A 22,158-nucleotide genomic window follows, 5' to 3' on the forward strand; every position below is an offset into this window, starting at 1 on the left:
GATAAGACATGTCCGCACAAGCACGCGTAGACCCACTGAGGACATTCCGATTCAAGATCTACTTTGGTGATGCCACTCCAGTAGCACTAGTGAGCAAGATGAGCGCACTAAAAATGTCTACTGAGGTAGTAAACTGGAGAGAAGGTGGAGACACAAACATCCAGAGAAACCTACCAGGCAAGTCCAAGTATGAACCAGTGACCTTTGAACAAGGCCTAGTTGTCGACAATACTGCATTTGACGAGTGGATGGAGACTTTGAACAAATTGGGAACAGACAACATTGGTACAGAGTCATTCCGAAAGGACCTCAAAGTCGAAGTAGAAGACATTGACGGGGCAACATCGCTTACATACGAACTGTATTCATGTTGGCCTACTGAATATCAAGCACTACCAGATCTTGACGCAAACGGAAATGCAGTAGGACTTAGGACACTCAAGGTAACCTGTGAAGGCTGGAAAGTATCCTAGCCTAAAGTTTTTGTTCAGGGGGGGTGAATGATCGCCTATGGCTGATTCTCGCCCTCATGACGAACAAAACGAAAATACTGTTTTTACTTTACCTGGAGGGTATCTTACCTCGGATGGAAATTGCTACAAGGATGTTGAATTAAGACCTCTTACTGGAAAGGAGGAAGAAATGATTGCTGACAGGGAAAACAGCAAAATGGTTGCCTCATTGCTTGTTGATATTTTGGCCAACTGCACCAAAAGAATTGGGCCCATGACGCAAATCACTCCAGATGTAATTCGTAGTATGATAATTGCAGACCGTGATTATCTTCTTCTGTGTTTAAGACAGCTAACGTTTGGAGAAAATGTGGAAGCAAGAGTGCGATGCCCGAATGAAAAATGCAGAAAATTAATGGACATCTCATTTGATATAACTGGAATAAAAATAATCGACAAGGATCTTGGAAATGGACTCTTTCTAACCGAACTTTCAGATACTGCTGCTTACCGGGACAGGGAGAACAGACTCCACAAGGAAATTGAATTTCGACTTCCTACTGCAGGTGATCAAGAAGAAGCTGCAAAAATTTATCCAAAAAACCAATCAAAGGCACTCACTACACTGTTCTCAAGATGTCTTGTGCGCGTGGGGGACATTACTGATATAGATGAAAACATAATCTCATCACTAACAATTCTAGCTCAGACGCGAAATTGAATCGAGCATGAAAGCGCAGATGCCTGTAGTTCATCTTGGCATCGAAGTTACCTGTCCACAATGTAGTATGCAATTTGAATCTCCCTTTGACATACAAAATTTTTTTTTAAAGAATTAAAAGGAGATTTGAAAAACTTGTACAAAGAAGTCCATATTCTTGCCTCTCGATACCACTGGTCAGAAAATGAGATAATGAAGCTTTCAAGAAAGAAACGAAAAAAATACCTGAACATAATAGAGGAGGAAGAGGCAGGCGCGGAATAATCCGCAGGCCACTAAAACATGCCATCTGAAAATAATTCATCTGAAGGCTATCTGGAAAAAATTGTAAAAGACGGAGCCTCATTTGTCAAGAGTCAGCCAGTGTCAGATCTGGTGTTGCCAAAACTTTTGTCAAATCCTGATTCTCTTTTTCTGGGATTGGATTTGATAACAATGCTGGGGCAAGATTGGGATTTAATGTCCGAATCTGATCGATATGCAATTCTTACTCCCATATGAGAAGTTTGATCTTGCTAGCATGCCTGCAACAATTAAAGAAGACCTCCTTGCTGCAGTCAAGAACCTAAAAGAAGAATACAAAATTGCAGACGGTGGAAAAAAAGAACGCCCTACTTTGGAAAAACCGGTAACTGCATCACGGAAAATTGATGGAATATCACACGCGGAAGTACAATCTGAAGAAAACTCTGTAGAAGTACAGTCTGATGCACTATCCAATTGCCAACATCAGAATACCTGCAAATAGGCTTGCCAAGGAGACATCCCCTACAATACTTGCAGTAGACGATGTTAGTGTAAAGCCAAAGACTGTCAGGCCTGGCATGAAGGAAACCGTTTATACCGTAACCAAGCCTGTATAGCACAAAAACAGATGAAAAAAAGACAATCGCTGAGACTGACCTGCCAAAACAGGACGAAAAAAAGAGACAATACAATGCAGGAAATGACACGAGACAAAATATCAGAGAAGAGAGGACCTATGTCACTAAGGCAAATGATTTGTTGCGCGATACAGGCATACAAAAACTGCCTGGTGCTAGAACTCCAAGACAACCAGTAACTTCAAAACCTTCTGCTGATGCCAGTATTACAAGACAATCACCTGCTGCTAGAATCTCCAATTCATCTAATGCCAATATTGCAAAACGACCATCAGAAACTAGTACTCCAAAATTATCTGATGTTAACATTTCAAATCAGCCTGATGCCCATGTTACAAGACAATCACCTGATCCTGATACTCAAAGAAAGCCATCAGACACATTTTCTGCACCAAGTTCTGATAAAACAAAACCATCTACTCCACCTCAAAAAGATACTGTATACTCTGATGCTTACAGCTCAAAACATCTGATGCTAATGTTTCCAAGACGACCAATCTGATGTACAAGATACACGACAACCGTCTGACGCCAACACTACACGACGTTTATCTGATGTCGATGTTTCACAAAGACCATCTGACATTAATACTGTACGAAGATCATCTGATGCTAATGTTTCAAGACAACCAGATGATGTTAATGTTCCACGAAAATCAGATGATGTTCACGTTCCAAAGCAACCTGATGTAGATACTTCAAATTCATTTAACATCAATGCCACAAAACAACCATTAGAATCTCACACTCCAAAACCATCTGATGCTGTAATCCCAAAGCCATTGGATTCAGATATTCAAAGAAAATCATCTGACATTTATGCTGCAAGACAACCCTCAGAAGTTCACACCAAAAAACCAACTGATGTAAATACTACACAACGAAAACCTGATGCTAACATCTCAAAACCATCAGACACTCGCATTCCGAAACCACTGGATGTAAACACATCAAAATCATCAAATGTTTATACTACCAAGAGACCGTCTGATACCAATATTTCAAAACCGTCTGATGGTGATATTCCAAGACGACCATCTGATGTGAACACCACCAGAAAACCATTCGATGTAGATATCTCAAAACCATCTAAAGTCAATGTTCCAAGACGACCCGATGATGCTAATGTTCAAAGACAATCACCTGATCCTGATACTCAAAGGAAACCATCAGACACATTTTCTGCACCAAGTTCTGATAAAACAAAACCATCTACTCCACCTCAAAAAGATACTGTACACTCTGCTTACAGCTCAAAACAATCTGATGTAAATGATACACGACAATCACCTGATGTTAACACTACGAGAAGAATAGCAGACATTAACACTCCAAAACAATCTGATACTCACATATCAAAACTGGATGATGATAATACTGCAAGACGCATAGACATTCACACTCCAAAACCATCTGATATCAATACTACACAACGAATCCCAGAATCTCGTACTCCAAAACCATCTGGTACTAGTGCTGAAAGAAAATCACCAGACATTAACATTCCAAAATCATCCAATATCAATACTATGAGACAACCATCAGACATTCACACTCCAAAACCATCTGACACTAGTATCTCAAGGCCATTAGATTCAAACATTCAGAAAAAACCGTCTGATGCCAATATGGAAAGAAAACCCTCCTATAGTAACACTGCACGACAACAATCTGATGCCAATATTTCAAAATCACCTGATGTGAACAATATGCGAAGAACAGATGATGCTAACATTTCAAAACCGTCTATCAATATCCGTAGACAACCATCAGACATTCACACTCCAAAGTCATCTGATACCAATATTTCAAAACCGTCCAATACAGGTATTCAAAGAAAATTCTCAGACACATTTTCTGCACCAAGTTCTGATAAAACAAAACCATCTACTCCATCCTCAAAAAAGATACTGTTCATTTTGATGTTTACAGCTCAAAACATACTGATGTCAACACTCCACGAATACCTGCTGATATCAATGTCACAAGACGAACATCTAATGTAGATGTTCCAAGTAGATCAACTGACATCAATGCTGTATCAAGACCATTTGATGTTCACACTCCAAAACCATCAGATACTGTCATCTCAAAGCAATCTGATTCAGGCAGTCAAAGAAAACTATCTGGTACTAGTGCTGAAAGAAAATCACGAGATGTACACGTTCCAAAACCATCTGACGTTAACATGTCAAAACAGTCTAGTGTCAATACTTCACAACGAACAGATGATGTAAGTATCTCAGAACCATCCCGTATCGATACTCCAAGACAACCCTCTGATGCAAACACCATGGGAAGGCCAGATGGTGTTAACATTTCAAAGTCATCAGATGCCAGAATTTCAAATTCATCTACTGCCAATACTTCAAAACCGTCATCAGATACTCTCACACTCCAAAACCATCTGATGTCAGTATTACAAAACATCTCTCTGATCCTAACGTTCAAAGAAAATCATTTGATACCAATATTGAGAACCAACCCTACGAAGCTCGCACTCCAAAACCATCTGACCCGCAAATCTCAAAGCCATCAGGTTCTGATATTCAAAGAAAACCATCTGGTACTAGTGCTGAAAGAAAATCGCCAGACATTAACATTTCAAAATCATATGATGTACATGATCAAAGGAAACCATCCGACACATTTTCTGCACCAAGTTCTGATAAAACAAAACCATCTACTCCACCTCAAAAAGATACTGTACACTCTGCTTACAGCTCAAAACAATCTGATGTAAATGATACACGACAATCACCCGATGTTAACACTACGAGAAGAATAGCAGACATTAACACTCCAAAACAATCTGATACTCACATATCAAAACTGGATGATGATAATACTGCAAGACGCATAGACATTCACACTCCAAAACCATCTGATATCAACGTTCTACGAGGACGCTCTGACATCAATACTGTACGAAGATCCTCTGATACTAATGTCTCAAGACGACCTAATGATGTTAATGTACAACAAAAACCTGATGTTGCCATCTCAAAACAATCAGACACCCATATTCAGAAACCACTGGATGTAAACACATCAAAAACATCTAATGTTTATACTACGAGACGATCACCTGATGTCAACACTGTACGACGAGCAGCAGAAACTCATACAACAAAACCATCAGATGTCAATGTTACAAGTAAATCTGATGCTGCTATGTTGAGCTCAAAACAACAATCTGCATCAAGACAATCGTCTTCAAAAGAAATGAAATCATCTGAGATTCATATTGTCAATCCTCTCGTACTGCTTTACCTCAGACGCGTAATGTTACTGCCAGTGGTTATGAAAAAGAGGGCGTGTCTAGGATGATTCCACGTGAATCACCAACTGATAGATTCGCTTATGAAAAGACGGGTCGTGACAAGACTGTATCTTCTTCTACAATTTCAACCATGATTCCAAGGCCTAGGCTTGACAAATCCAGTAGACAAAAACTTGCAATCTGCGACTGACGGTAAAGGCATGACAAAATCTGAGCCTCTCAGCAAAGAAAATCAAATAACATATCCAAAATTCACCAAACCAAAAACCGTACAGGCAACCCTTCGACAAACCAGTCATGGAACCAAGACCCGAAAGCACCCAAAGACAAGGCCGTGTTCAACCCATCAGTATTTCAAGCAAAGAAGAGAACATTTCTAAAATTAACATTAGAAATCTTGATGTCCGTGTAGTAGGTAAGACCACAACCAAGTCAAGGCAATTGCGCGCAAGAAAATTGTCCAAAAAAAATATTACTCAAACCAAAGGCTACGAACTCATACAGAAACATTATCTTTGGAGATACAAACTGAGGTTATAGCAAAAAATGGATCCAGTACAAATCGTCAATGACGTAAACAAAACATTATACAAAATAATTCGCACTCAGGTAGACCCAAATGTCAAGATAGTATTTGGTTCACCTGCTGACGAGCTTGGAAGCGGAGACACCGATCCAAAACTCCATCTCTTTCTATATACGATAGTTGAAAATCCACACATGAAAAATCTTGACCAGAAAACTATCAGCGGAGATTCTTTTGTCATTTCACATGCACCGCTTCCATTGAACCTTCATTACATGCTGATACCGTCAAGCCAACCCGTTCTTGGTTCAGGATCTGAACCGCCAGATGGTGTGCCTGCACACTTGATTCTTGCACAGGCAATGGCGGCATTGCATAGAAATTCTGTAGTGGATCCAAAATATTTTCCGTCAGATTCTCCGCTCATAGGTTCTGAAATAAAAATAGATCTTATACGAATAACACTTGATGATATTGCAAAGATCTGGAGTGCTCTTAGCAAACCTTTCCAGCTATCTGTCTGCTATGAGGTAAGCATTGTACGACTTACTACAAAACCTGAGACTAGACAGGTACCGATAGTAGCAAGACCAAGACTCAACTTCCTGCCAGCAGATCAGGACGACCGGGGAGATTTTCCAATTAAAGACAAAAAAATTATCTATTATCCGCCTGTTAGAAAAGTCACTGTAGTACAACCAAACAGGGTTCCAGTTGGTAATGCAATAAGCGTAGTTGGAAGAGGTCTGAAAGGAACAAACATCAAGATACTAGTTGATGAAAGAAAAATTGACGACAAATCATTTGTAGTTCTCAATGAAAATTTGATAAAAATGAGGCTTCCAAAAGATATTCCGCCTGGAATAAAACAAATCAGCATCAGCATTGACGGCGACACCATATTTTCAGAAGTAGAAGTCTTACCGCAATCCCCGCGGGATCCTGTAATCACCGAAGTGCGACCCTCAAGTGGAAAGACAGGCGATCTGGTGTGTGTCTATGGGATGAACTTTCAAGAGGATCTTGAAGCTTCAATTGGAGATCAAGCAAATAATCAGCAAGACCTTTGTCGATTCCAGTCAAATTAATATCATGATACCTAAGATAAAAGATGGAACAACAAACATAACCGTTAAAATCGGCGATGTTACAACATCACTCAAGTTCGAGGTTATATCTTAAAAAATAAAGACATGTTTTACCAAAATAACCGATTTGCACTTGTATCGTTAGCCTGCCATGTCGTTGTTTTTGGTCTTGTTTTGTAATGTTGCATATGCAGACAGTGCTCAAAATCCATGCAATGCGCCAATTGACAATTTCAATTCAAGACCCATTGTAAAACCTGAAAAATACTATGTCGAGATTACCCTGACACATGTTGGTGACATAGACCTGCAATCTGGAGAATATCCTATGACATTTTGGGTAGACATCAGACCTGGATTTGCAAATTCTGATTTTACAAAAAATCCTCCGCCCACGATGGAATTTGTTAACGGAAGGGATGTGCAACAACTTGACTTTAGCTGTTCGCCTAGCTTGTACGAGTACAAGGTGCAAGGAACTTTCTTCGGTCAGCTAAATCTCCAAAACTTTCCATTTGAAGTGCTCAATCTCAAAATCAATCTGGAATCAATCACGCCTGGAAACATGACATATGTGCAATTCTTACCATGGCAAGATTCTGGAATAGACACAAATCTCACAGTACCAGGATACCAAGTATCAGGATTCAATTCAGTTAGCGCCGTTCACATGTATAATGACAATGAGAATTATTCTAGCCTGATTACAACAGTCAAGTTAACAACATACACGGTGCAATCTCTGCTAAAATCCTATACTGCCAATGGTACTATTGCCAGGCCTTGCCATACCTTTCGTTTTGGATAGAGCCATCAAGCAGAGGCTGACAGGCTTGGTCTTTCTGTAGGAACGCTTCTTTCTGCAGTAATCTTTAATTTCTTCATGTCGGGACAGATTCCGCCAGTAAGCTATCTTACCATTTTTGACAAGGTTGTGTTAGTAGTATATGCCGTGTTCCTGTATACCATCTTGTGTACTATCTATCAGGGAATTTTGATGAAAAAGCAAGTAGAATACGATAAGATAGTTGTCCTCAACAGTAAGATGCGCTTATGGACTAATAGGAGTGGTTGCAGGTACTTGGCTAGCTTGTGTACTCTGTCTAAAAACATCTTATGCCGTTTAACGTGATCTTGTCATCTACTGCCATGTAGAATCCTGAAAAATCCAAAATTCCATATTTGACAAATTTTTGTAAATTGTGATGCATTCCATGATTGGACAAACATGTTTGCATAAGAATTGCGATAGAGACTTGCATGTTATGTAAAAAGAACCTCCCATCCCACGCGTCTGCTACTTGAAAACCTAAGAATTCTTTCTGGGAATCCCAAATGCTGCTTTTTGAAAATCTTACTTTTGATATTGAAGGATCAGAAATGTTGGTCATAATGAGAGTGTAAGGGATCTAATTGACAGAGAACACTAACTTTTCATTACATAAAAACGATTAAAAATGATCGCCCGGTTAACATATAAAGTTATTAACTTCTGAATCACTAATTGTGATATTGAGTTCTCGCGATACCAAAAAAGTTAGCAGCTCAAATGGAAAAATAACTGCTGGGTCAAAATCAAAAAAATCAAAACGAGTTACAAATCCAATTCTTAGCCTTCAGAGAAAAATAGGCAATCAGGCTGTCATAAAACTTGCAAATAATGCAATCGTGCAAACTAAATTAACAGTAAGTCACCCATCTGATGCAGCTGAGCAGGAAGCAGATACTGTTGCAAAAAAAGTCATGAAAATGGATGATGCGTCTATACAAAGAAAACAATCTGAATTACAAGTTATGAGAGATGATAATATGGATGAAGAGAAGTGCAAGACATGTCTTTCATCCCACCTGTCTGCACCGCCCTCCACATCTACATCGACATCCACAGAACCTACATCAACATCTACAACATCCACGAACCTACATCAACACCTACAACATCCACGGAACCTACATCAACGCCCTACAACATCCACAGAACCTACATCATCCTCATCATATTCCACCACTTCTTCTTCAAGCCAGGATGAGAAAGAAATTATGTCTATGGCAGATCCGTCTATACAAAGAAAACAATCTGAATTACAAGTCATGCGAAGTGGACCCGAAGAGGAAGAGCCATTGCAGAGGAAAATAATGCGAAGTGGACCAGAAGAAGAGTTGTTACAGAAGAAAATAATGCGAAGTGGACCAGAGGAAGAGTTGTTACAGGGCAAATCTAACACGCAACAATCTCATCATTCTAGTGGAAATCATCCTGACCCTGGCCAGGGTTTTGAAACTTCTCTTAATTCGTCAAGAGGTGGGGGAAGTAATTTGGATGGTGGTGCTAGAGAATTTTTAGAACCAAGATTTGAAAGTGATTTTTCTGATGTGCGAGTTCATACTGACTCTAATGCAGCAAAGTTGTCAAGGGAAGTTGCCGCAAAAGCATTTACGGTTGGACGTGACATTTATTTTAGTCAAGGCGCATATGATCCGTCGTCTAATCCAGGAAAAGAACTTCTCGCACACGAGTTAACGCATGTAAAACAACAAACAGGCATCTAAAGCTCTATCTGGCAAATCAAAAAATAACGAAGCGTAATCAACAAAGCCAATTTTTGACACTTGATATTATGTTTATTTGTATTATGTCTGGTTGTTATTCCCACCCATCTGCATGATGAGCCTCTCCGGAACCGTTTGTGGCACCGCTAAGAGTACCGCTTTTTTCTTTACCGCTTTTTACATCCCCGTTTTTCTTATATTTGAATTCCCAACCTGACGCTTTAATGCTAAATGCAGCTCCGGGAGCAGCTGAATGAGTGTTAAAATTCTTTCTAGTATCAGAATCACTAAAATTTAAAACGCTGTTCTTTGGCGGTACGGGGTCGCGTGCTTGTGACTTTTTCTCGGCGTCCGCTTTGCTATCTGCCACATGTTTCTTTTTAAACTCGGTTGTAGCAGTCATCCTCTGAATGATTTGATGGTTTGAGGAAGATGGGTTTGTTGAATTATCTTTATTTGTTGAAATTTCCGACGAATCTTTCTTGATAGGATCTTTTTGGTGGACTGTACCGTTCTGGATCAGTCTCATTACTGCCTGATTGCCTATTTTTCTCTGAAGGCTAAGAATTGGATGAGATATTCGGGTCTGTCCTTTTTTTGATCTTTGTAAAGTATTGTTCTTGGATGCGTTTCGGGTTTCTTTGGATGCTGCCTTGAAACTCAATGTGAAAGATAGAAATTGCAAGTAAATAAGATTATACGGATATAGCCGATCTAAAATTTCACCTAACAAATCAAAAAAGATCTAGTCCTAAACTCAGATAAAAATAATCATGACACTTGGTATTGTACTCATTTGTAGCATCAAATGGAATTTAATTTAAAAACCAATTGATTCAAAACAAGTTTAAGAAGTTATGAAACATATGGGATGTATGCCTAGCGTAACCACTACACAAATCTACAAAAATTCAATTGAGCACATTTTTGACGAGATTCGATGTCTTGATGTAGTTATTCGTAATAAAGTTGAACAATTCAAAGGAAGAAACGTGGCATACAATGATCTTCGGGGATTGATAATTTCTGATGATGAAATGGCATCTGTATTAAATGAAAATATTATCTCTGATACATCCAGAATCAAATGAAATTGAAAATGAATTCCAAGAGATGAAGAAAAAAATAACACAAAAGGTCATGGAAACCTTGGATAGGAAACAATATCTATCCCTGGCATACCTGTCTAAAGTTTTTAATCTTACACAGTTTGAAAAAGATGCCATCATAATTTGTCTTGCACCTGAAATTGAAAAAAAGTATGGAAAAATTTTTGCGTATCTAAACGATGACATTACAAAAAAACACGCCACAATTGAGCTGATTCTTTCCCTTACATGTCATACGAGAGAGGAAAGATTCCAAGCCATGCAGTATCTCACAAGACAATCTAGACTATTCAAATATGAAATACTGCAGATGGAAGACGAGAAGCAAGAAGATTTTGAATCAGCACAACATCAACCTGTCAAACTAGATGAGAGAATTGTAAATTTCCTACTGGAGATACATGGTCAGGACAAGGAGATAGTATCATTCATAGATTTTTCAAAACTTGAACTCGAAGACGAAGATTTGGTATTTTGCAATCAAGCAAATCTCAATAACATAATACCCAATTATCTTAAAAAAGAGTCTGCAAACAATAGGATTTTGCTAAACCTTCATGGTCCTCAAGGATGTGGTCAAAGAGATGCATCAATACTAATGTGCAAAAACTCTGGACTGGAGGTGGTATTTCTTGACTTGGCAGAGATATTTGCTCAAAAACAAGCGTCCTTTGAGAGAATCTGTGGCAAGGCATTCAGGGAAGCCTCTCTTTTAGGATGCTGCTGTATATCTTGTAAATATTGACAAGCTAGATGAAAAAGAAAATCATGATTTTGTGCTAAAAACCACAATGCGACTAATTGGAGAGTTTACGGGGATTGTATTTGTAGAGACAGAACAGCCGTGGAATCAAAAAGTACTGGAAAACTCTTTGCTCTTCAAAATAAAATTTGATAAACCCGATTATGGTACACGTAAAAAAATATTTGATTATGTTCTCAAGAAGAATTCATTGAGATTTGACAAGAAAAATGTAGATCTACTGGCAAGCAAGTTCTCTCTAACACATAGCCAAATTTACAATGCAGTACTTTCTGCAATGAATTCTGCAAAGACAAGATATGCAGGTAATACAATTACAAACGAGGATCTAAACAATGGCTGCAAGTCTGTCTCTAACCAGAATTTGACAAAACTTGCAAAGAAAATCAAACCCAATTATACCTGGGATGAAATAATATTGCCACCTAGCACGTTGACTGCACTTAGAGATATTTGTGGCAGGGTAAAAAACAGAGAAATTGTATATCATGACTGGGGTTTTGATAAAAAATTTTCGCTAGGTAAAGGTGTCGTGGCATTATTCAAGGGTGAATCAGGAACAGGAAAGACCATGGCAGCAGAAGTGATTGCAAATGATCTTGAGTTGGATCTATACAAGATCGATCTTTCAACAATAGTAAGCAAATACATTGGAGAGACAGAAAAGAACATTAACAAAATTTTTACAGAAGCAGAAACAAGCAATGCAATTTTGTTTTTTGACGAAGCAGATGCGCTATTTGGAAAGAGATCTGAGACCAAAGATGCACATGATAGATATGCAAACATAGAAACGAATTATCTGCTGCAAAAAATAGAGGAATATGAAGGAGTGGTCATACTTGCAACAAACTTTCAAAAGAACATAGATCAAGCTTTCATGAGACGAATGCATTTTGTCATAGACTTTCCATTCCCGGACTCCAAATATCGTCTACTGATTTGGAAGAATGCATTTCCTGAAAAGACACCTATCAATCAAGACGTTGATTTCAAATTCCTTTCAGAGCATATTCGACTTTCTGGTGGAAACATAAAAAATGTAGCAATTAATGCAGCATTTCTTGCTGCACAAGGCTCACACAAAATTACAATGAGAGATATCATTGTTTCAGTAAAACAAGAATATCAAAAAATTGGAAGGCCTATGGCAAAAGGAGAATTTGGAAAATATGCTTCTCTGGCAGACCAATAATCTTATCTTTCATTTAGGTAAACCAAATCTGTGTCAAGAAGAATAAGTCTCAATCTGGAAAATGTCAATGTGACATTTGAAGGTCTCAATTATGACAAAAAAAAGATAAACCGCATATCAAAAATGGCTTTTGATATACTTGACAAGAAAATTGAGGAAAAAAAAAGCGAGTTGAACATAGATGGCGAGATTAATCTTGCAGGCCTTTCCATTCCATCTGTACTTGTTTCAAATGTGATGACTGACTATGAGATCGCTGAAAGAATTGCTATGGAAATCTTTGTTAAACTACGACAGCAACTGTAATTCTTTTAAACCTCGATTTTGTACATAAGATGATTTGCTTTATACGAACTAGGTTAGGGAGTGTACTGTATTGAGTACTCAGAATTCTGGATATACATACGGAGCTGCACACGTTTTGCAAAAAGGAGCTTTCATAGTGCTTGGGGACAATCCTAACGTAATCCAATTTCAATTCAACCCTGAATCACTAACGCGCACATTGAAAAGAGTGACTCCTTCAGTCTCCGGCGATTCGTCAGGTGAATCAGATGAAAGCACTCCATCTAATCTGAAGACTAACAGTTTTCTTGGCGAGTCTATGAAAATAGTTTTGCTTCTTGACGGTTATGAAGATTCAACTGATGGTGGAGTATTGCCACTCTTGTCTGCTATTGAACAATTACTAAATCCAGTAGATTCAACTCAAGGCAGTACTGCTGCAGATTACAGGGATCCTCCAAGAGAAATACTTGAAGTGATATTTGTATGGGGGGGAGAGCGTATACTTCCAGTCAAAATAACAAGCATCGAGGTGGAGGAAACTGACTTTTCACCTTCTCTAGTGCCTATTAGGGCCAAGGTGACTATTGGCATGGAGATGCTAATACCTGACGTTACCAAGGACTTGTCATCTAAGATGGTTGCAGCATATCAACAAAATCAAAACAAGAGAGATAGCTGGGCTCAGAATTATTATCAAAATACAGTAACATCACTTCCTTCTATTGCAGATCAGTATACGGAGTGACAAAAGGCGCTAATTTGAGATAAAGGAGATTTTTGTTTTGTTTTCTGATACTAGCCGATACAAAAGGGTCAAGGATTACCTTGCAGTAGATAGCAACGGGGCAGTAAACCAGGCAAAAAGAATCAGATTCATACCAAGATATGAAACTGCAAAATATTATCTTGCAAAAGAGTATGACAGGCTTGATCTTCTGGCAAATGTTTTCTACAAAGATCCCACAAAGTTCTGGCTCATCTGTGACGCAAATGATGTAATGTTTCCAAGTGACTTGTTGAAGGCTGGAAAGAAGATCATAATACCAAAAGAAAGGGAATAGATCTTGCCATCTCCGTTTCTTGACGTGCAAGCATCCCAATCGCCAGTCAATGATGATTTTTATGAAAATTTTATACAACTAGAAGTTGAAGATAATGCTGACGGCCCAAGTACGTTTAAGATTAAACTTCCATATGGAAAGGGCGATTCTGGTGACTGGGAATTTTCAGCACAAGATGATTTGGAACTTTTCAATATCATATCAATTTCTGCCAAGTTTCTAGACGGCACAAAACAAAATCTGATAGATGGATACATTACAAACATTAACGCTCACATTGGCAGCAATGAGGAAGATTCGTATGTGGAGATAATGGGTATGGATAAGACTCTGTTGATGAGTCTGGTAGAAAAAGAAGCCACATATGTAGCACAATCTGATTCTGATATTGCAAGTTCTATATTTTCGTCATACGGATTCACTGCAGATGTTGACACAACCCCTGCCCCACCGCAAGATGATAGCTATACTGTCATTCAGAGAGGGACCGACATACAGTTTCTAAAGTCTCTTGCACTAAGAAACGGATTCCAGTGTTTTGTGGACAAAGCAACGCCAAGCGGCTCGGTAAAAGGAATATTTAAAAAAATTGATCTCAATCAAAGCTCGCAAGGTACTCTATACGTGCAGTTTGCAGACAAGACAAATATTGTATCTATAGACTTTTTTGTAGATGGTCTAAGGCCTGTCTTTGCTGAAATAAAACAACAGGATGCATGTACTGCGCAGATCACAACCACAACTAAGGATGGTAGCGACCTTAGTGCACTGGGAAGAACAAATTTGTCTAGTAGTCAGAGTGGCTCACTCCCAAATGAGATGAAAATCCTTCTATCACGATATACCACTGCAAACCAACAGCAGATGACTAATCTTGTAAACTCTGCTGTGGATGATGGTTCTTGGTTTGTTGCTGCAAAGGGAACTGTGAATGCAGAATACTATGCAGCAGTTTTAGAGGCAAAAAAATTACTTACAATTTATGGTGCGGGCTCTGTTTTTAGCGGCGATTACTATGTAACCAAAGTCACTCATAAATTTATGCGGGAATCATATTTGCAGGACTTTGAAGCAAAAAGAAATGCATTGGAAATCAAAGAATCATGATTTCTTCAACATGTCTGGCATAATGGTGAAAAATTACACCAGTAAACTAACCGAAATCTTTTATCGTTGTAATTTGTGAAGATTGGTATGTCAGATGTGTTTGGCAAAATATTAGATAATGTTGAAAACAAGTATTATGGAAAATATCGTGGAACTGTTTCAGACAATAACGATCCAAGCAACCTTGGAAGATTGAAAGTTAAAGTACCTGAGCTTTTGGGTACTAATGTAACTGGATGGGCTCTGCCATGTCTTCCCTCTGGGGGATTTTCAGCTCTTGGATTCTTTTTTATTCCAGAAATAAATGCAAACGTCTGGGTGGAGTTTGAAGGCGGAAATCTTTCTTATCCAATATGGACTGGTACTTGGTGGGGAGATTCGGCCAATACCCCTCCGTCAGAATCTTCAAGCAATACCGACAACAACGTCAAGGTTCTAAAAACAAGATCTGGACACAAGATACAATTCAGTGACGATAATAAAGGAAAGAAGGAGAGCATTTTGATCCAATCAAATGGACAACATCATGTTCTTTTAGATGACAGTGATGGCGGACAAAAGATCGAGATAAAATCAAACAAAGGACATTATCTACTGATCGATGACACTAATGACAAAATTGAGATCAAGACATCTGGTGGCGATCAAATGGTTATGGACAACACAGGCAACAAGATTACAATAAAAGATAGCACGGGAACTTCTTCGATCGAGATTGATGCAACAAGCATATCGATAAAATCTACTCAGGTCTCAATTAAAGCAACTAATGTGGATATATCGGCAGATGCGCAGATGAACATAAGCGCAAGCGCTATGATGGCTATAAAATCATCAGGTCCACTGCAGGTGCAAGGCGCAGTGATAACACTAAACTAGTGATATGTATGGCAGGAAAACCAGCTGCTTGTCTTAGTTCAATGACCTCTCATGGGACACCACTAGCTCCAGGTCCTGGAAGTGAAACAGTGCTCATTGGCAAGTTACCTGCTTGGAGAGCAATCATGGACTTTCATGCATGTCCAATGTTTAATGGACCAGTTCCTCACGTAGGTGGGGTGGTAATGAAAGGAAGCAGTACAGTTCTAATCAACAAAATGCCAGCTGTGCGGATGGGTGACAACGTAGAAGAAATCCCAGGAGGATCAAACTCAATTTTAATGGGAGTCCCAAACGTGCTAATTGGGGACTAGATTCTACAAAAATAATGCGACAAGTCTTTGAACCTGCAGGGCATTTTACGAAAAAGGATTTATAGATTCCCGATCTAGATCGAGATCTCTTGGCAGTTGATCTACAAAACAGAAATTTCTTGTCTTTTTCAGTTGGCTCACACGGAGGAATAGGTCTACCAGATTATGATGAAAGCAACCTGCGTAACATGATAATATCTGTACTACTTACAAGCCCCGGAGAAAGAGTAAACCATCCGGAATTTGGATGCGGACTAAAGGAAGTCATGTTTGCCGGAAATTCTCCAGTTCTCAATTCAATGGTTGATTTGTTGGTCCGGGAGGCTCTCAACAGGTGGTTAGCTGATCTAATTGAAGTCAACAAAATAAACACTGAACATCAACAAGAAAAAATAATTTTAGAAATAGTTTACACTGTTAAAAAAACTTTGCAACAAGAAAGACTGTCACTTGTGTTTGAAGGATAATAGCCAGCACAATGAGTAAGAAAAACCAATCTACACCCATGCACTGGCAGCCCTCCATGATGGGAGAAAAAGAGATGATGAATTACATGGCAAAAGACTATGAAAGCTTTCGCCAGTCTCTTTTGGAGCTTCTCACAAAAAAATTTCCGGAATGGAATTACAAATCAGACGCTGATGCCAGAATAATGCTTGTAGAACTGTTTTCATATATTGCAGATGAGCTAAGCTATTATCAAGACAGAGTTGCAAATGAAGCCTTCCTGAGAACTGCGAGAAAAAGATTTTCTGTAGGCTCTCATCTCAACTTGGTGGACTATAGGCTACACAATGGATGTTCGGCAATAGCGTTCATCAAGATTGTTGCAAACAGTATAGGCTTTATTCCAAAGTCATTGCAGGTTTCAAGCTATTCCTTGCCAACTGAAAGTGAAATTGTATTTGAGACAGATAGTGAAAAATATGTGTATCCGTCACACAACGAACTAAAACTGGTAATACCTGATGGCTCAAATGAACTGAGAAGAGGTGTACACAGTGCATATCTTGGAGGCTGGCACAGTCACATTAGAAATAATGATTTTGTCTTGTTTGAACAAGAAGAAAAAAAAGAAGTAGTACAATTAATTGAAGAGCCTGTGCTGACTGAAATTTCTATTGAATCATTACATGGAAATTTCTTGGATGGTAAAATGTCAAAACCTAAAATGCAAACAGAACAAAATGTAAAGGTTACAAAAATCACATGGTCTGCAAATCAAGCTCTGCAATCAAGTTATGATTCAAGATATGTCGTGTCATGTACCAATATTATTCGAGTCACTGAAGGCATGACAATATCTGGAATTGATATGTTAAAGAAAGGAAGTGAATATGTTGAAGATTTTGTCTTTAAACTAAAGGAAAGGCCACTGGCATTTGTTTCTGATTCATTACTTCCGTATCTTGCTAAAAGCTCGCTTGAAGTTTGGGTAGATAACCAGATCTGGGAAGAAACAGACGACTTGTTAGATGCAGGTCCCTTCGATAAGCACTTTACCGTATCAGTCGATGATGAAGGGTATGGACAGATACGATTTGGCGACGGCATAAATGGAAAAAAACCGCTTCCGTGGAGCACAATTAGAGCACGGTATAGGACAAGCCTTGGAAGCATGGGTAACGTAGGCAGAGATGTACTTAGGAAATTTGATCGCCAAAAATACGACTTTATAGCATCAGTCACAAACCCGTTGCCTGCCATCGGCGGAACCGATATGCAGTCAATCGAGGACGCAAAGATAACAGGTCCTAGAACGCTAAAGTTTCAGGAGCGTGCAATCACCGGGGCAGACTATGCCTCTTTGATAAAAAGAAAATTTCCGCAGATAACTGACATACGAGCAAGAATTGTATTTACCGGAAGCTGGAACACCGTAATAATTGCAATCGATGCCAAGTCAGAGCATATTGCAGATTCTGACTTTCTATCGGAGGTGACGGCAATATGCAAATAAAATAAAGACAGTTGGCAATGAAATAAGGCTAGAATTTGCAAAATACGTTTACGTAGATGTTGGAATTGTTGTATATCTAGAAAAGAAGGCTGGCAAGCATGATGTGGAAAGGAGACTTCGAAACGTACTTGGAAATGCCAACTATGATGAAGGAAAGAAAGGATTCTTTCATCCAGACAACTTTTCTTTTGGTCAACCAGTCTATGTGAGCAAATTATATGATGCAATAAACCAAGTCAGAGGAATTTCATCTGCGCTGATAACAAAACTTGGAAATCATAGAGAATTTTCTATATATTCTGCAGTGAAAAAAAATGGAACAATTCAAGACGATATTTCTGAGATGAACATAAAACGCGGATATCTTCCAGTGGATGAATCAGAAATAATACGGCTCAACAACGACCCTCTTCATTTAGAGCTTGGTCTTCTTACATTGGAATTTGTTGAATAGAGTGATTCTATGATATCTGATCTACCAAAAACATTTTTGAAAAGACCGATAAACGATCCATATCTTCCTGTGGTAAATTATAGGATTGGAAACTATCTGACTTTTAGACAAAACATGATCAATGCAATCTCAAACAAGAAATGGACTACACTATCACGTTGGACTAACAGGACTGAAAAGGATTGGGGGTTGGTCATGATGGACATGTGGGCATATCTGGCAGACATTTTGACATACTATCAGGAACAAATTATGAATGAATCTTTTTTTGGTACTGCAGTTCTTGACGAATCCATAATTGAATTAATGTATAACATAAATCATAAACCAATACCTGGTATATCGGCATCTTCGCTTGCACAGTTTGAGGCAAGTGAAAAATCCCCCGGTACCATATCTAAAAATTTCAAGATGCAATCTGTTATAACTGAAGAAAACGATCAGTCAGTGATCTTTGAAACTGATGAGGCAGTATATGTTGCATCAGATGCAAATCTAATGATACTAGATGGTTCCAAGATCAAAGAAAACATCGAAGAGGGCACCACCTCTCTTAGTCTTGATAAAATATACAACATATTGAATGTAGGAGATTTTATTCTAATTACTGATAACATTAACGAGACAATAGTCCAGATAACCGAAAAGAAGGACTACAATAACCATACGGAAATCAGTTGGCAAAGCGAGCATGCCTTGACTAAGACTTATGATATTAGAAGAACAAAAATGTACAAACTTACAAAACCTCTGTATAGCTTCGGTCATGACACGCCTCCACCGTCTTTTGGTACAATCAAGGGCAACATAGCCGAAAACATCAAGCCATTAACGGGAAAAGGCGAAAGAGACCAGCCCATAGTCCAAGTCAAAATAGAACTGTTGGATGCAGGTGGTAATCTGGTTGCCTCTACCGAATCTGACAAAAATGGCAATTTCTCGTTTAGAAGAATTCTTCCAGGACCATATATGTTCAGAATTAAGAGAACTGATGATTTTCGCATGCTTTCCAGGTGGAGAACAATAAAGTCTTCAATTTTTCAGGTTCTCCCGTCTCATGAGATAAAAATTGATGCAGTCGCACACTCTGTGGAATTTCTGTCTCAGTCTGATATCGAATACAGGCATAAACTCGAAGTTGCCACAAAATCAAGTGACATGTGGGATATGATAGGCCAGAGTCTGCTGTCATCTGTCATTTATCTTGACAACAAAGTGTCTGACATAAAACCAAACTCTCCTTTGGTTCTTGTAAATGAACAAACCCCTGTCCCGTTCAACAGAGAAACACAACTTTTCAGAGTAAAAGAAGTGGCAAATGAAACTCACTTGGAGTATGGAATTAGAAAAGACGTTACCAAGCTAGTGCTAGTAAGTTTTAGCGGTGAATCATTAATAGAGCATGCCTTTTGTTGGGATGACATTCCGGAAGAACCTGAAGCAACAAGGTCCACATTTTGGCGCAAGCTGAAAACGTACATGACTTCTAAAAATGGTCCTGTAACAAAATTCAAAAAAGGGCTGACTCAGGCAGCAGACTCGGAAATAAAAAATGTCACAAAGCAGGCACAGCAGGAAATAGGCGCTGTACAAAAAGAGATAAACGCAGAAGACAAGGCTCTACAGAAAGGTCTTCCAAGTCCTGTGATTCCGCAAATCAAAAAAATTCCCTCTATTCCAAAGATCCAGACTCAAAAGCAAGTTGATAATCTTTTAGAACATCTCAAAAAAGAGGAAACCGGAGAATCAGGCCTTGAAGGTCTCCGTTCCTTTATGCGAGATAAGCTTGGTTTGGAATGGATTGACGAGATTCCAAACGAAAACATAATGCGAGACGGCAAAGAAAATGTTATCCAAATTGCAGGTGAAGAACATTATGCAATAATTGAGTTAAACGAAAAAAAGACTGCGGCACGAATGACACTGGACGGTCAAAAGTCATATGATCTAACAGTAGTGGTAGAAAAAGAGACAAACAGGCTTAACCTGTATTGGGACATTGTTCAAAAGTCTGACTTTAATGTCCGAACATCAAAGATTATTGTAAACCCGACGTTTGAACTAAAAACCGAGGCACAAATTCCTTCTCTTGAGAAGACATACAAAGAAAATAATCTCATACTTGAGGGAACCCACGCATCGATAAAAACAGGCTCATTTCTTTCTATCACCGATAACACAAATAAGATAAAAGGGCAACTTTTGGACAGAAACAATAGGCCTCTTTACGATTATCAAATAAAAATATGTCCAGGAAGTGAGGAAAAAGGACAAGACCATCTTCAAAAATATATCACAACGACCAAATCTTACTGATGAAAATGGAAATTTTGAATTCAACTACATTGTAAAGGGAACATATCTAATAGGAGCATATCTTTCACCATTGTCATTTTGGGAGCAATATTTGGCTTACAATATGCCTGAAAGCGACGAACTAATGAAAAAGGTTAAGCGAATTGTCATAGGCGAATCAAAGCAAACAAAAAATCGGGCAATCACAACTAGCATACGCATAATGGCTGCACTGGTTCGCGAAATCGCAGACATTATAGAAAAAGAAAGAAAGAAGATTGATTTTATTGAAGTTGAGATCCACTCGGCCCTCAAAGAACTGCTGCGCTCTGCAATAGATCTAGTACTTCCACTTTCAAAACTAAAGGATCAGTTAGGAGACCTGCAAAAAATAGATCTGAAAGATGACGAAAGCCGTAACAAACTGATAGATCTCATCTTGAACAATTCCATTCAAAAATTAACCGAAGCGATTGATGATATGAAACACAAGACACAAACATTCCAAGATATCGTGATACATAATAAAGTAAGTGACATCATGCTAATTCTGACAAATATTGTCAGGTACATCTTTACAGCTATAGAGGCAATGAAAGAATCATCCAAGTCAATCGAAAAAACGCTGAGAAATTCTATTACTGAAGACGAACTAAATGACTATTGTATTGGCATCACAGAAAAACTGGCAATTGAGCGCAACAATTTGCTGAAAATAACAATGGTTGCAGACGATTCTGGATATCTGCAATACTCTATTGCTGTTTCCGAATCAAAAAACCAAGAAATAGCAAGAGTATTCGACGTCGCCTTCAAATCTGACAAAACCTATGTCACAACCGAACTGCCGCTTGTTCCATCACTATCTGAAAGGCTACTGCGAGATACGCTCAAACATTGTATCCGTTCTCTCATGGACAATCTGTTAAAAAAGAAATTCTTGGAAGCGGAGATGCATCGTTACCATTTCCAAAAGTTTACTTTGGAAAAAGGACCTCTGACATTTACTTCATCAAGCATCAAACCCTACTGAAGTTGAGAGCTCACTTGAAGTCCTTGTCAATGATGTAAGATGGGAAGAAAAAGAAGATTTCCTTGATAGCAAACCGTCTGACAGGCATTACATTACCTCAATTAATGAAGAAGAAAAAATTGTTGTCACTTTTGGAGATGGGCTTCATGGATCCAGAGTTCCAACCGGCATAGACAATGTAATTGCAAGCTATCGG

28 protein-coding genes are annotated in these 22,158 nt (G+C 38.7%); 26 read left to right on the top strand and 2 right to left on the bottom strand.

The window, feature by feature from the left end; translation table 11 throughout:
* Positions 1-8: 8 nt before the first annotated feature.
* The 8 genes from DYY67_RS05370 to DYY67_RS05405 all read left to right on the top strand — a co-directional run bounded on the left by DYY67_RS05370 (position 9) and on the right by DYY67_RS05405 (position 4,063).
* Complete coding sequence (locus tag DYY67_RS05370) at positions 9-473, top strand: phage tail protein (RefSeq protein ID WP_166391377.1); 465 nt, start codon at positions 9-11, stop codon at positions 471-473.
* A gap of 37 nt (positions 474-510) precedes the next feature.
* Positions 511-1,173 (top strand): T4 family baseplate hub assembly chaperone, encoded by a 663-nt coding sequence (locus DYY67_RS05375; RefSeq protein WP_166391400.1) that lies wholly within the window; start codon positions 511-513, stop codon positions 1,171-1,173.
* 126 nt (positions 1,174-1,299) lie between these two features.
* A complete protein-coding gene (locus DYY67_RS05380; protein WP_166391402.1) occupies positions 1,300-1,437 on the top strand; it encodes a hypothetical protein in 138 nt (45 codons plus the stop codon).
* 18 nt (positions 1,438-1,455) lie between these two features.
* Positions 1,456-1,674, top strand: coding sequence for a hypothetical protein (locus tag DYY67_RS05385; RefSeq protein WP_166391404.1), 219 nt, complete (start codon positions 1,456-1,458; stop codon positions 1,672-1,674).
* Between the two features lie 19 nt (positions 1,675-1,693).
* Complete coding sequence (locus DYY67_RS05390; protein WP_166391406.1) at positions 1,694-1,921, top strand: hypothetical protein; 228 nt, start codon at positions 1,694-1,696, stop codon at positions 1,919-1,921.
* Positions 1,881-2,036 (top strand): hypothetical protein, encoded by a 156-nt coding sequence (locus DYY67_RS05395; protein ID WP_166391408.1) that lies wholly within the window; start codon positions 1,881-1,883, stop codon positions 2,034-2,036. Before DYY67_RS05390 ends, DYY67_RS05395 begins: the two co-directional genes overlap by 41 nt.
* A gap of 139 nt (positions 2,037-2,175) precedes the next feature.
* The gene (locus tag DYY67_RS05400; RefSeq protein WP_166391410.1) at positions 2,176-2,559 is read left to right on the top strand and encodes a hypothetical protein; all 384 of its coding nucleotides are present in this window, start codon (positions 2,176-2,178) and stop codon (positions 2,557-2,559) included.
* A 280-nt stretch (positions 2,560-2,839) separates the two neighbouring features.
* The gene (locus DYY67_RS05405; protein ID WP_166391412.1) at positions 2,840-4,063 is read left to right on the top strand and encodes a hypothetical protein; all 1,224 of its coding nucleotides are present in this window, start codon (positions 2,840-2,842) and stop codon (positions 4,061-4,063) included.
* A gap of 106 nt (positions 4,064-4,169) precedes the next feature.
* On the opposite strand, the gene DYY67_RS05410 is transcribed toward DYY67_RS05405, so the two are convergent.
* Positions 4,170-4,451, bottom strand: a complete 282-nt coding sequence (locus tag DYY67_RS05410) for a hypothetical protein (RefSeq protein WP_166391414.1) — start codon at positions 4,449-4,451, stop codon at positions 4,170-4,172.
* Positions 4,452-5,513: 1,062 nt separating this feature from the next.
* Between DYY67_RS05410 and DYY67_RS05415 the strand changes: the two genes are divergently transcribed.
* From DYY67_RS05415 to DYY67_RS05430, 4 genes are all read left to right on the top strand, one after another.
* Entirely contained in the window at positions 5,514-5,720 is a 207-nt protein-coding gene (locus tag DYY67_RS05415; protein ID WP_218584696.1) for a hypothetical protein, read from the top strand.
* A gap of 166 nt (positions 5,721-5,886) precedes the next feature.
* A complete protein-coding gene (locus tag DYY67_RS05420) occupies positions 5,887-6,954 on the top strand; it encodes a DUF4255 domain-containing protein (protein ID WP_166391418.1) in 1,068 nt (355 codons plus the stop codon).
* 151 nt (positions 6,955-7,105) lie between these two features.
* Positions 7,106-7,762 carry a hypothetical protein gene (locus DYY67_RS05425; RefSeq protein ID WP_166391420.1) on the top strand — a complete coding sequence of 219 codons (657 nt, stop codon included), beginning with the start codon at positions 7,106-7,108 and terminating at the stop codon, positions 7,760-7,762.
* A gap of 704 nt (positions 7,763-8,466) precedes the next feature.
* Positions 8,467-9,504, top strand: a complete 1,038-nt coding sequence (locus tag DYY67_RS05430) for an eCIS core domain-containing protein (RefSeq protein ID WP_166391422.1) — start codon at positions 8,467-8,469, stop codon at positions 9,502-9,504.
* Positions 9,505-9,598: 94 nt separating this feature from the next.
* On the opposite strand, the gene DYY67_RS05435 is transcribed toward DYY67_RS05430, so the two are convergent.
* Positions 9,599-10,168, bottom strand: coding sequence for a hypothetical protein (locus DYY67_RS05435; RefSeq protein WP_166391424.1), 570 nt, complete (start codon positions 10,166-10,168; stop codon positions 9,599-9,601).
* 211 nt (positions 10,169-10,379) lie between these two features.
* On the opposite strand from DYY67_RS05435, the gene DYY67_RS05440 reads away from it, so the two are divergent.
* The 14 genes from DYY67_RS05440 (at position 10,380) to DYY67_RS05505 (ending at position 21,962) form a co-directional block, all read left to right on the top strand.
* Positions 10,380-10,595: a hypothetical protein gene (locus DYY67_RS05440; protein WP_166391426.1), complete on the top strand. Its 216-nt coding sequence runs from the start codon at positions 10,380-10,382 to the stop codon at positions 10,593-10,595.
* Positions 10,558-11,358 (top strand): hypothetical protein, encoded by an 801-nt coding sequence (locus DYY67_RS05445; protein WP_166391428.1) that lies wholly within the window; start codon positions 10,558-10,560, stop codon positions 11,356-11,358. The genes DYY67_RS05440 and DYY67_RS05445 overlap by 38 nt, the downstream gene beginning before the upstream one ends.
* Positions 11,359-11,404: 46 nt before the next feature.
* Positions 11,405-12,571 carry an ATP-binding protein gene (locus tag DYY67_RS05450; RefSeq protein WP_166391430.1) on the top strand — a complete coding sequence of 389 codons (1,167 nt, stop codon included), beginning with the start codon at positions 11,405-11,407 and terminating at the stop codon, positions 12,569-12,571.
* Between the two features lie 30 nt (positions 12,572-12,601).
* Complete coding sequence (locus DYY67_RS05455; protein ID WP_166391432.1) at positions 12,602-12,877, top strand: hypothetical protein; 276 nt, start codon at positions 12,602-12,604, stop codon at positions 12,875-12,877.
* Between the two features lie 70 nt (positions 12,878-12,947).
* On the top strand, positions 12,948-13,604 hold the full coding sequence (locus DYY67_RS05460; protein WP_166391434.1) for a CIS tube protein: 657 nt from the start codon (positions 12,948-12,950) through the stop codon (positions 13,602-13,604).
* A 37-nt stretch (positions 13,605-13,641) separates the two neighbouring features.
* Positions 13,642-13,920 (top strand): hypothetical protein, encoded by a 279-nt coding sequence (locus DYY67_RS05465; RefSeq protein ID WP_166391436.1) that lies wholly within the window; start codon positions 13,642-13,644, stop codon positions 13,918-13,920.
* Between the two features lie 3 nt (positions 13,921-13,923).
* Positions 13,924-15,027: a phage late control D family protein gene (locus DYY67_RS05470; protein ID WP_166391438.1), complete on the top strand. Its 1,104-nt coding sequence runs from the start codon at positions 13,924-13,926 to the stop codon at positions 15,025-15,027.
* An 87-nt stretch (positions 15,028-15,114) separates the two neighbouring features.
* On the top strand, positions 15,115-15,906 hold the full coding sequence (locus DYY67_RS05475; RefSeq protein WP_166391440.1) for a phage baseplate assembly protein V: 792 nt from the start codon (positions 15,115-15,117) through the stop codon (positions 15,904-15,906).
* An 8-nt stretch (positions 15,907-15,914) separates the two neighbouring features.
* A complete protein-coding gene (locus DYY67_RS05480; RefSeq protein WP_166391442.1) occupies positions 15,915-16,220 on the top strand; it encodes a PAAR domain-containing protein in 306 nt (101 codons plus the stop codon).
* 89 nt (positions 16,221-16,309) lie between these two features.
* Positions 16,310-16,687: a GPW/gp25 family protein gene (locus DYY67_RS05485; RefSeq protein WP_166391444.1), complete on the top strand. Its 378-nt coding sequence runs from the start codon at positions 16,310-16,312 to the stop codon at positions 16,685-16,687.
* 11 nt (positions 16,688-16,698) lie between these two features.
* Complete coding sequence (locus DYY67_RS05490; RefSeq protein ID WP_166391446.1) at positions 16,699-18,180, top strand: hypothetical protein; 1,482 nt, start codon at positions 16,699-16,701, stop codon at positions 18,178-18,180.
* A gap of 103 nt (positions 18,181-18,283) precedes the next feature.
* A complete protein-coding gene (locus DYY67_RS05495) occupies positions 18,284-18,634 on the top strand; it encodes a hypothetical protein (protein ID WP_166391448.1) in 351 nt (116 codons plus the stop codon).
* Between the two features lie 9 nt (positions 18,635-18,643).
* Positions 18,644-20,950, top strand: a complete 2,307-nt coding sequence (locus tag DYY67_RS05500; RefSeq protein WP_166391450.1) for a carboxypeptidase-like regulatory domain-containing protein — start codon at positions 18,644-18,646, stop codon at positions 20,948-20,950.
* Positions 20,892-21,962 (top strand): hypothetical protein, encoded by a 1,071-nt coding sequence (locus DYY67_RS05505; protein ID WP_166391452.1) that lies wholly within the window; start codon positions 20,892-20,894, stop codon positions 21,960-21,962. The genes DYY67_RS05500 and DYY67_RS05505 overlap by 59 nt, the downstream gene beginning before the upstream one ends.
* Positions 21,963-22,158: the final 196 nt, after the last annotated feature.

The sequence above is a fragment of the Candidatus Nitrosotalea sp. TS genome (genome assembly GCF_011319465.1).
Classification (GTDB): Archaea; Thermoproteota; Nitrososphaeria; order Nitrososphaerales; family Nitrosopumilaceae; genus Nitrosotalea.

Coding starts and splice junctions, on each gene's coding strand:
- DYY67_RS05370 (WP_166391377.1), top strand. CDS start 9: ATGTCCGCACAAGCACGCGTAGACCCACTGAGGACATTCCGATTCAAG.
- DYY67_RS05375 (WP_166391400.1), top strand. CDS start 511: ATGGCTGATTCTCGCCCTCATGACGAACAAAACGAAAATACTGTTTTT.
- DYY67_RS05385 (WP_166391404.1), top strand. CDS start 1,456: ATGCCATCTGAAAATAATTCATCTGAAGGCTATCTGGAAAAAATTGTA.
- DYY67_RS05390 (WP_166391406.1), top strand. CDS start 1,694: ATGCCTGCAACAATTAAAGAAGACCTCCTTGCTGCAGTCAAGAACCTA.
- DYY67_RS05395 (WP_166391408.1), top strand. CDS start 1,881: ATGCACTATCCAATTGCCAACATCAGAATACCTGCAAATAGGCTTGCC.
- DYY67_RS05420 (WP_166391418.1), top strand. CDS start 5,887: ATGGATCCAGTACAAATCGTCAATGACGTAAACAAAACATTATACAAA.
- DYY67_RS05425 (WP_166391420.1), top strand. CDS start 7,106: ATGTCGTTGTTTTTGGTCTTGTTTTGTAATGTTGCATATGCAGACAGT.
- DYY67_RS05440 (WP_166391426.1), top strand. CDS start 10,380: ATGCCTAGCGTAACCACTACACAAATCTACAAAAATTCAATTGAGCAC.
- DYY67_RS05445 (WP_166391428.1), top strand. CDS start 10,558: ATGAAAATATTATCTCTGATACATCCAGAATCAAATGAAATTGAAAAT.
- DYY67_RS05450 (WP_166391430.1), top strand. CDS start 11,405: ATGCGACTAATTGGAGAGTTTACGGGGATTGTATTTGTAGAGACAGAA.
- DYY67_RS05475 (WP_166391440.1), top strand. CDS start 15,115: ATGTCAGATGTGTTTGGCAAAATATTAGATAATGTTGAAAACAAGTAT.
- DYY67_RS05480 (WP_166391442.1), top strand. CDS start 15,915: ATGGCAGGAAAACCAGCTGCTTGTCTTAGTTCAATGACCTCTCATGGG.
- DYY67_RS05490 (WP_166391446.1), top strand. CDS start 16,699: ATGAGTAAGAAAAACCAATCTACACCCATGCACTGGCAGCCCTCCATG.
- DYY67_RS05500 (WP_166391450.1), top strand. CDS start 18,644: ATGATATCTGATCTACCAAAAACATTTTTGAAAAGACCGATAAACGAT.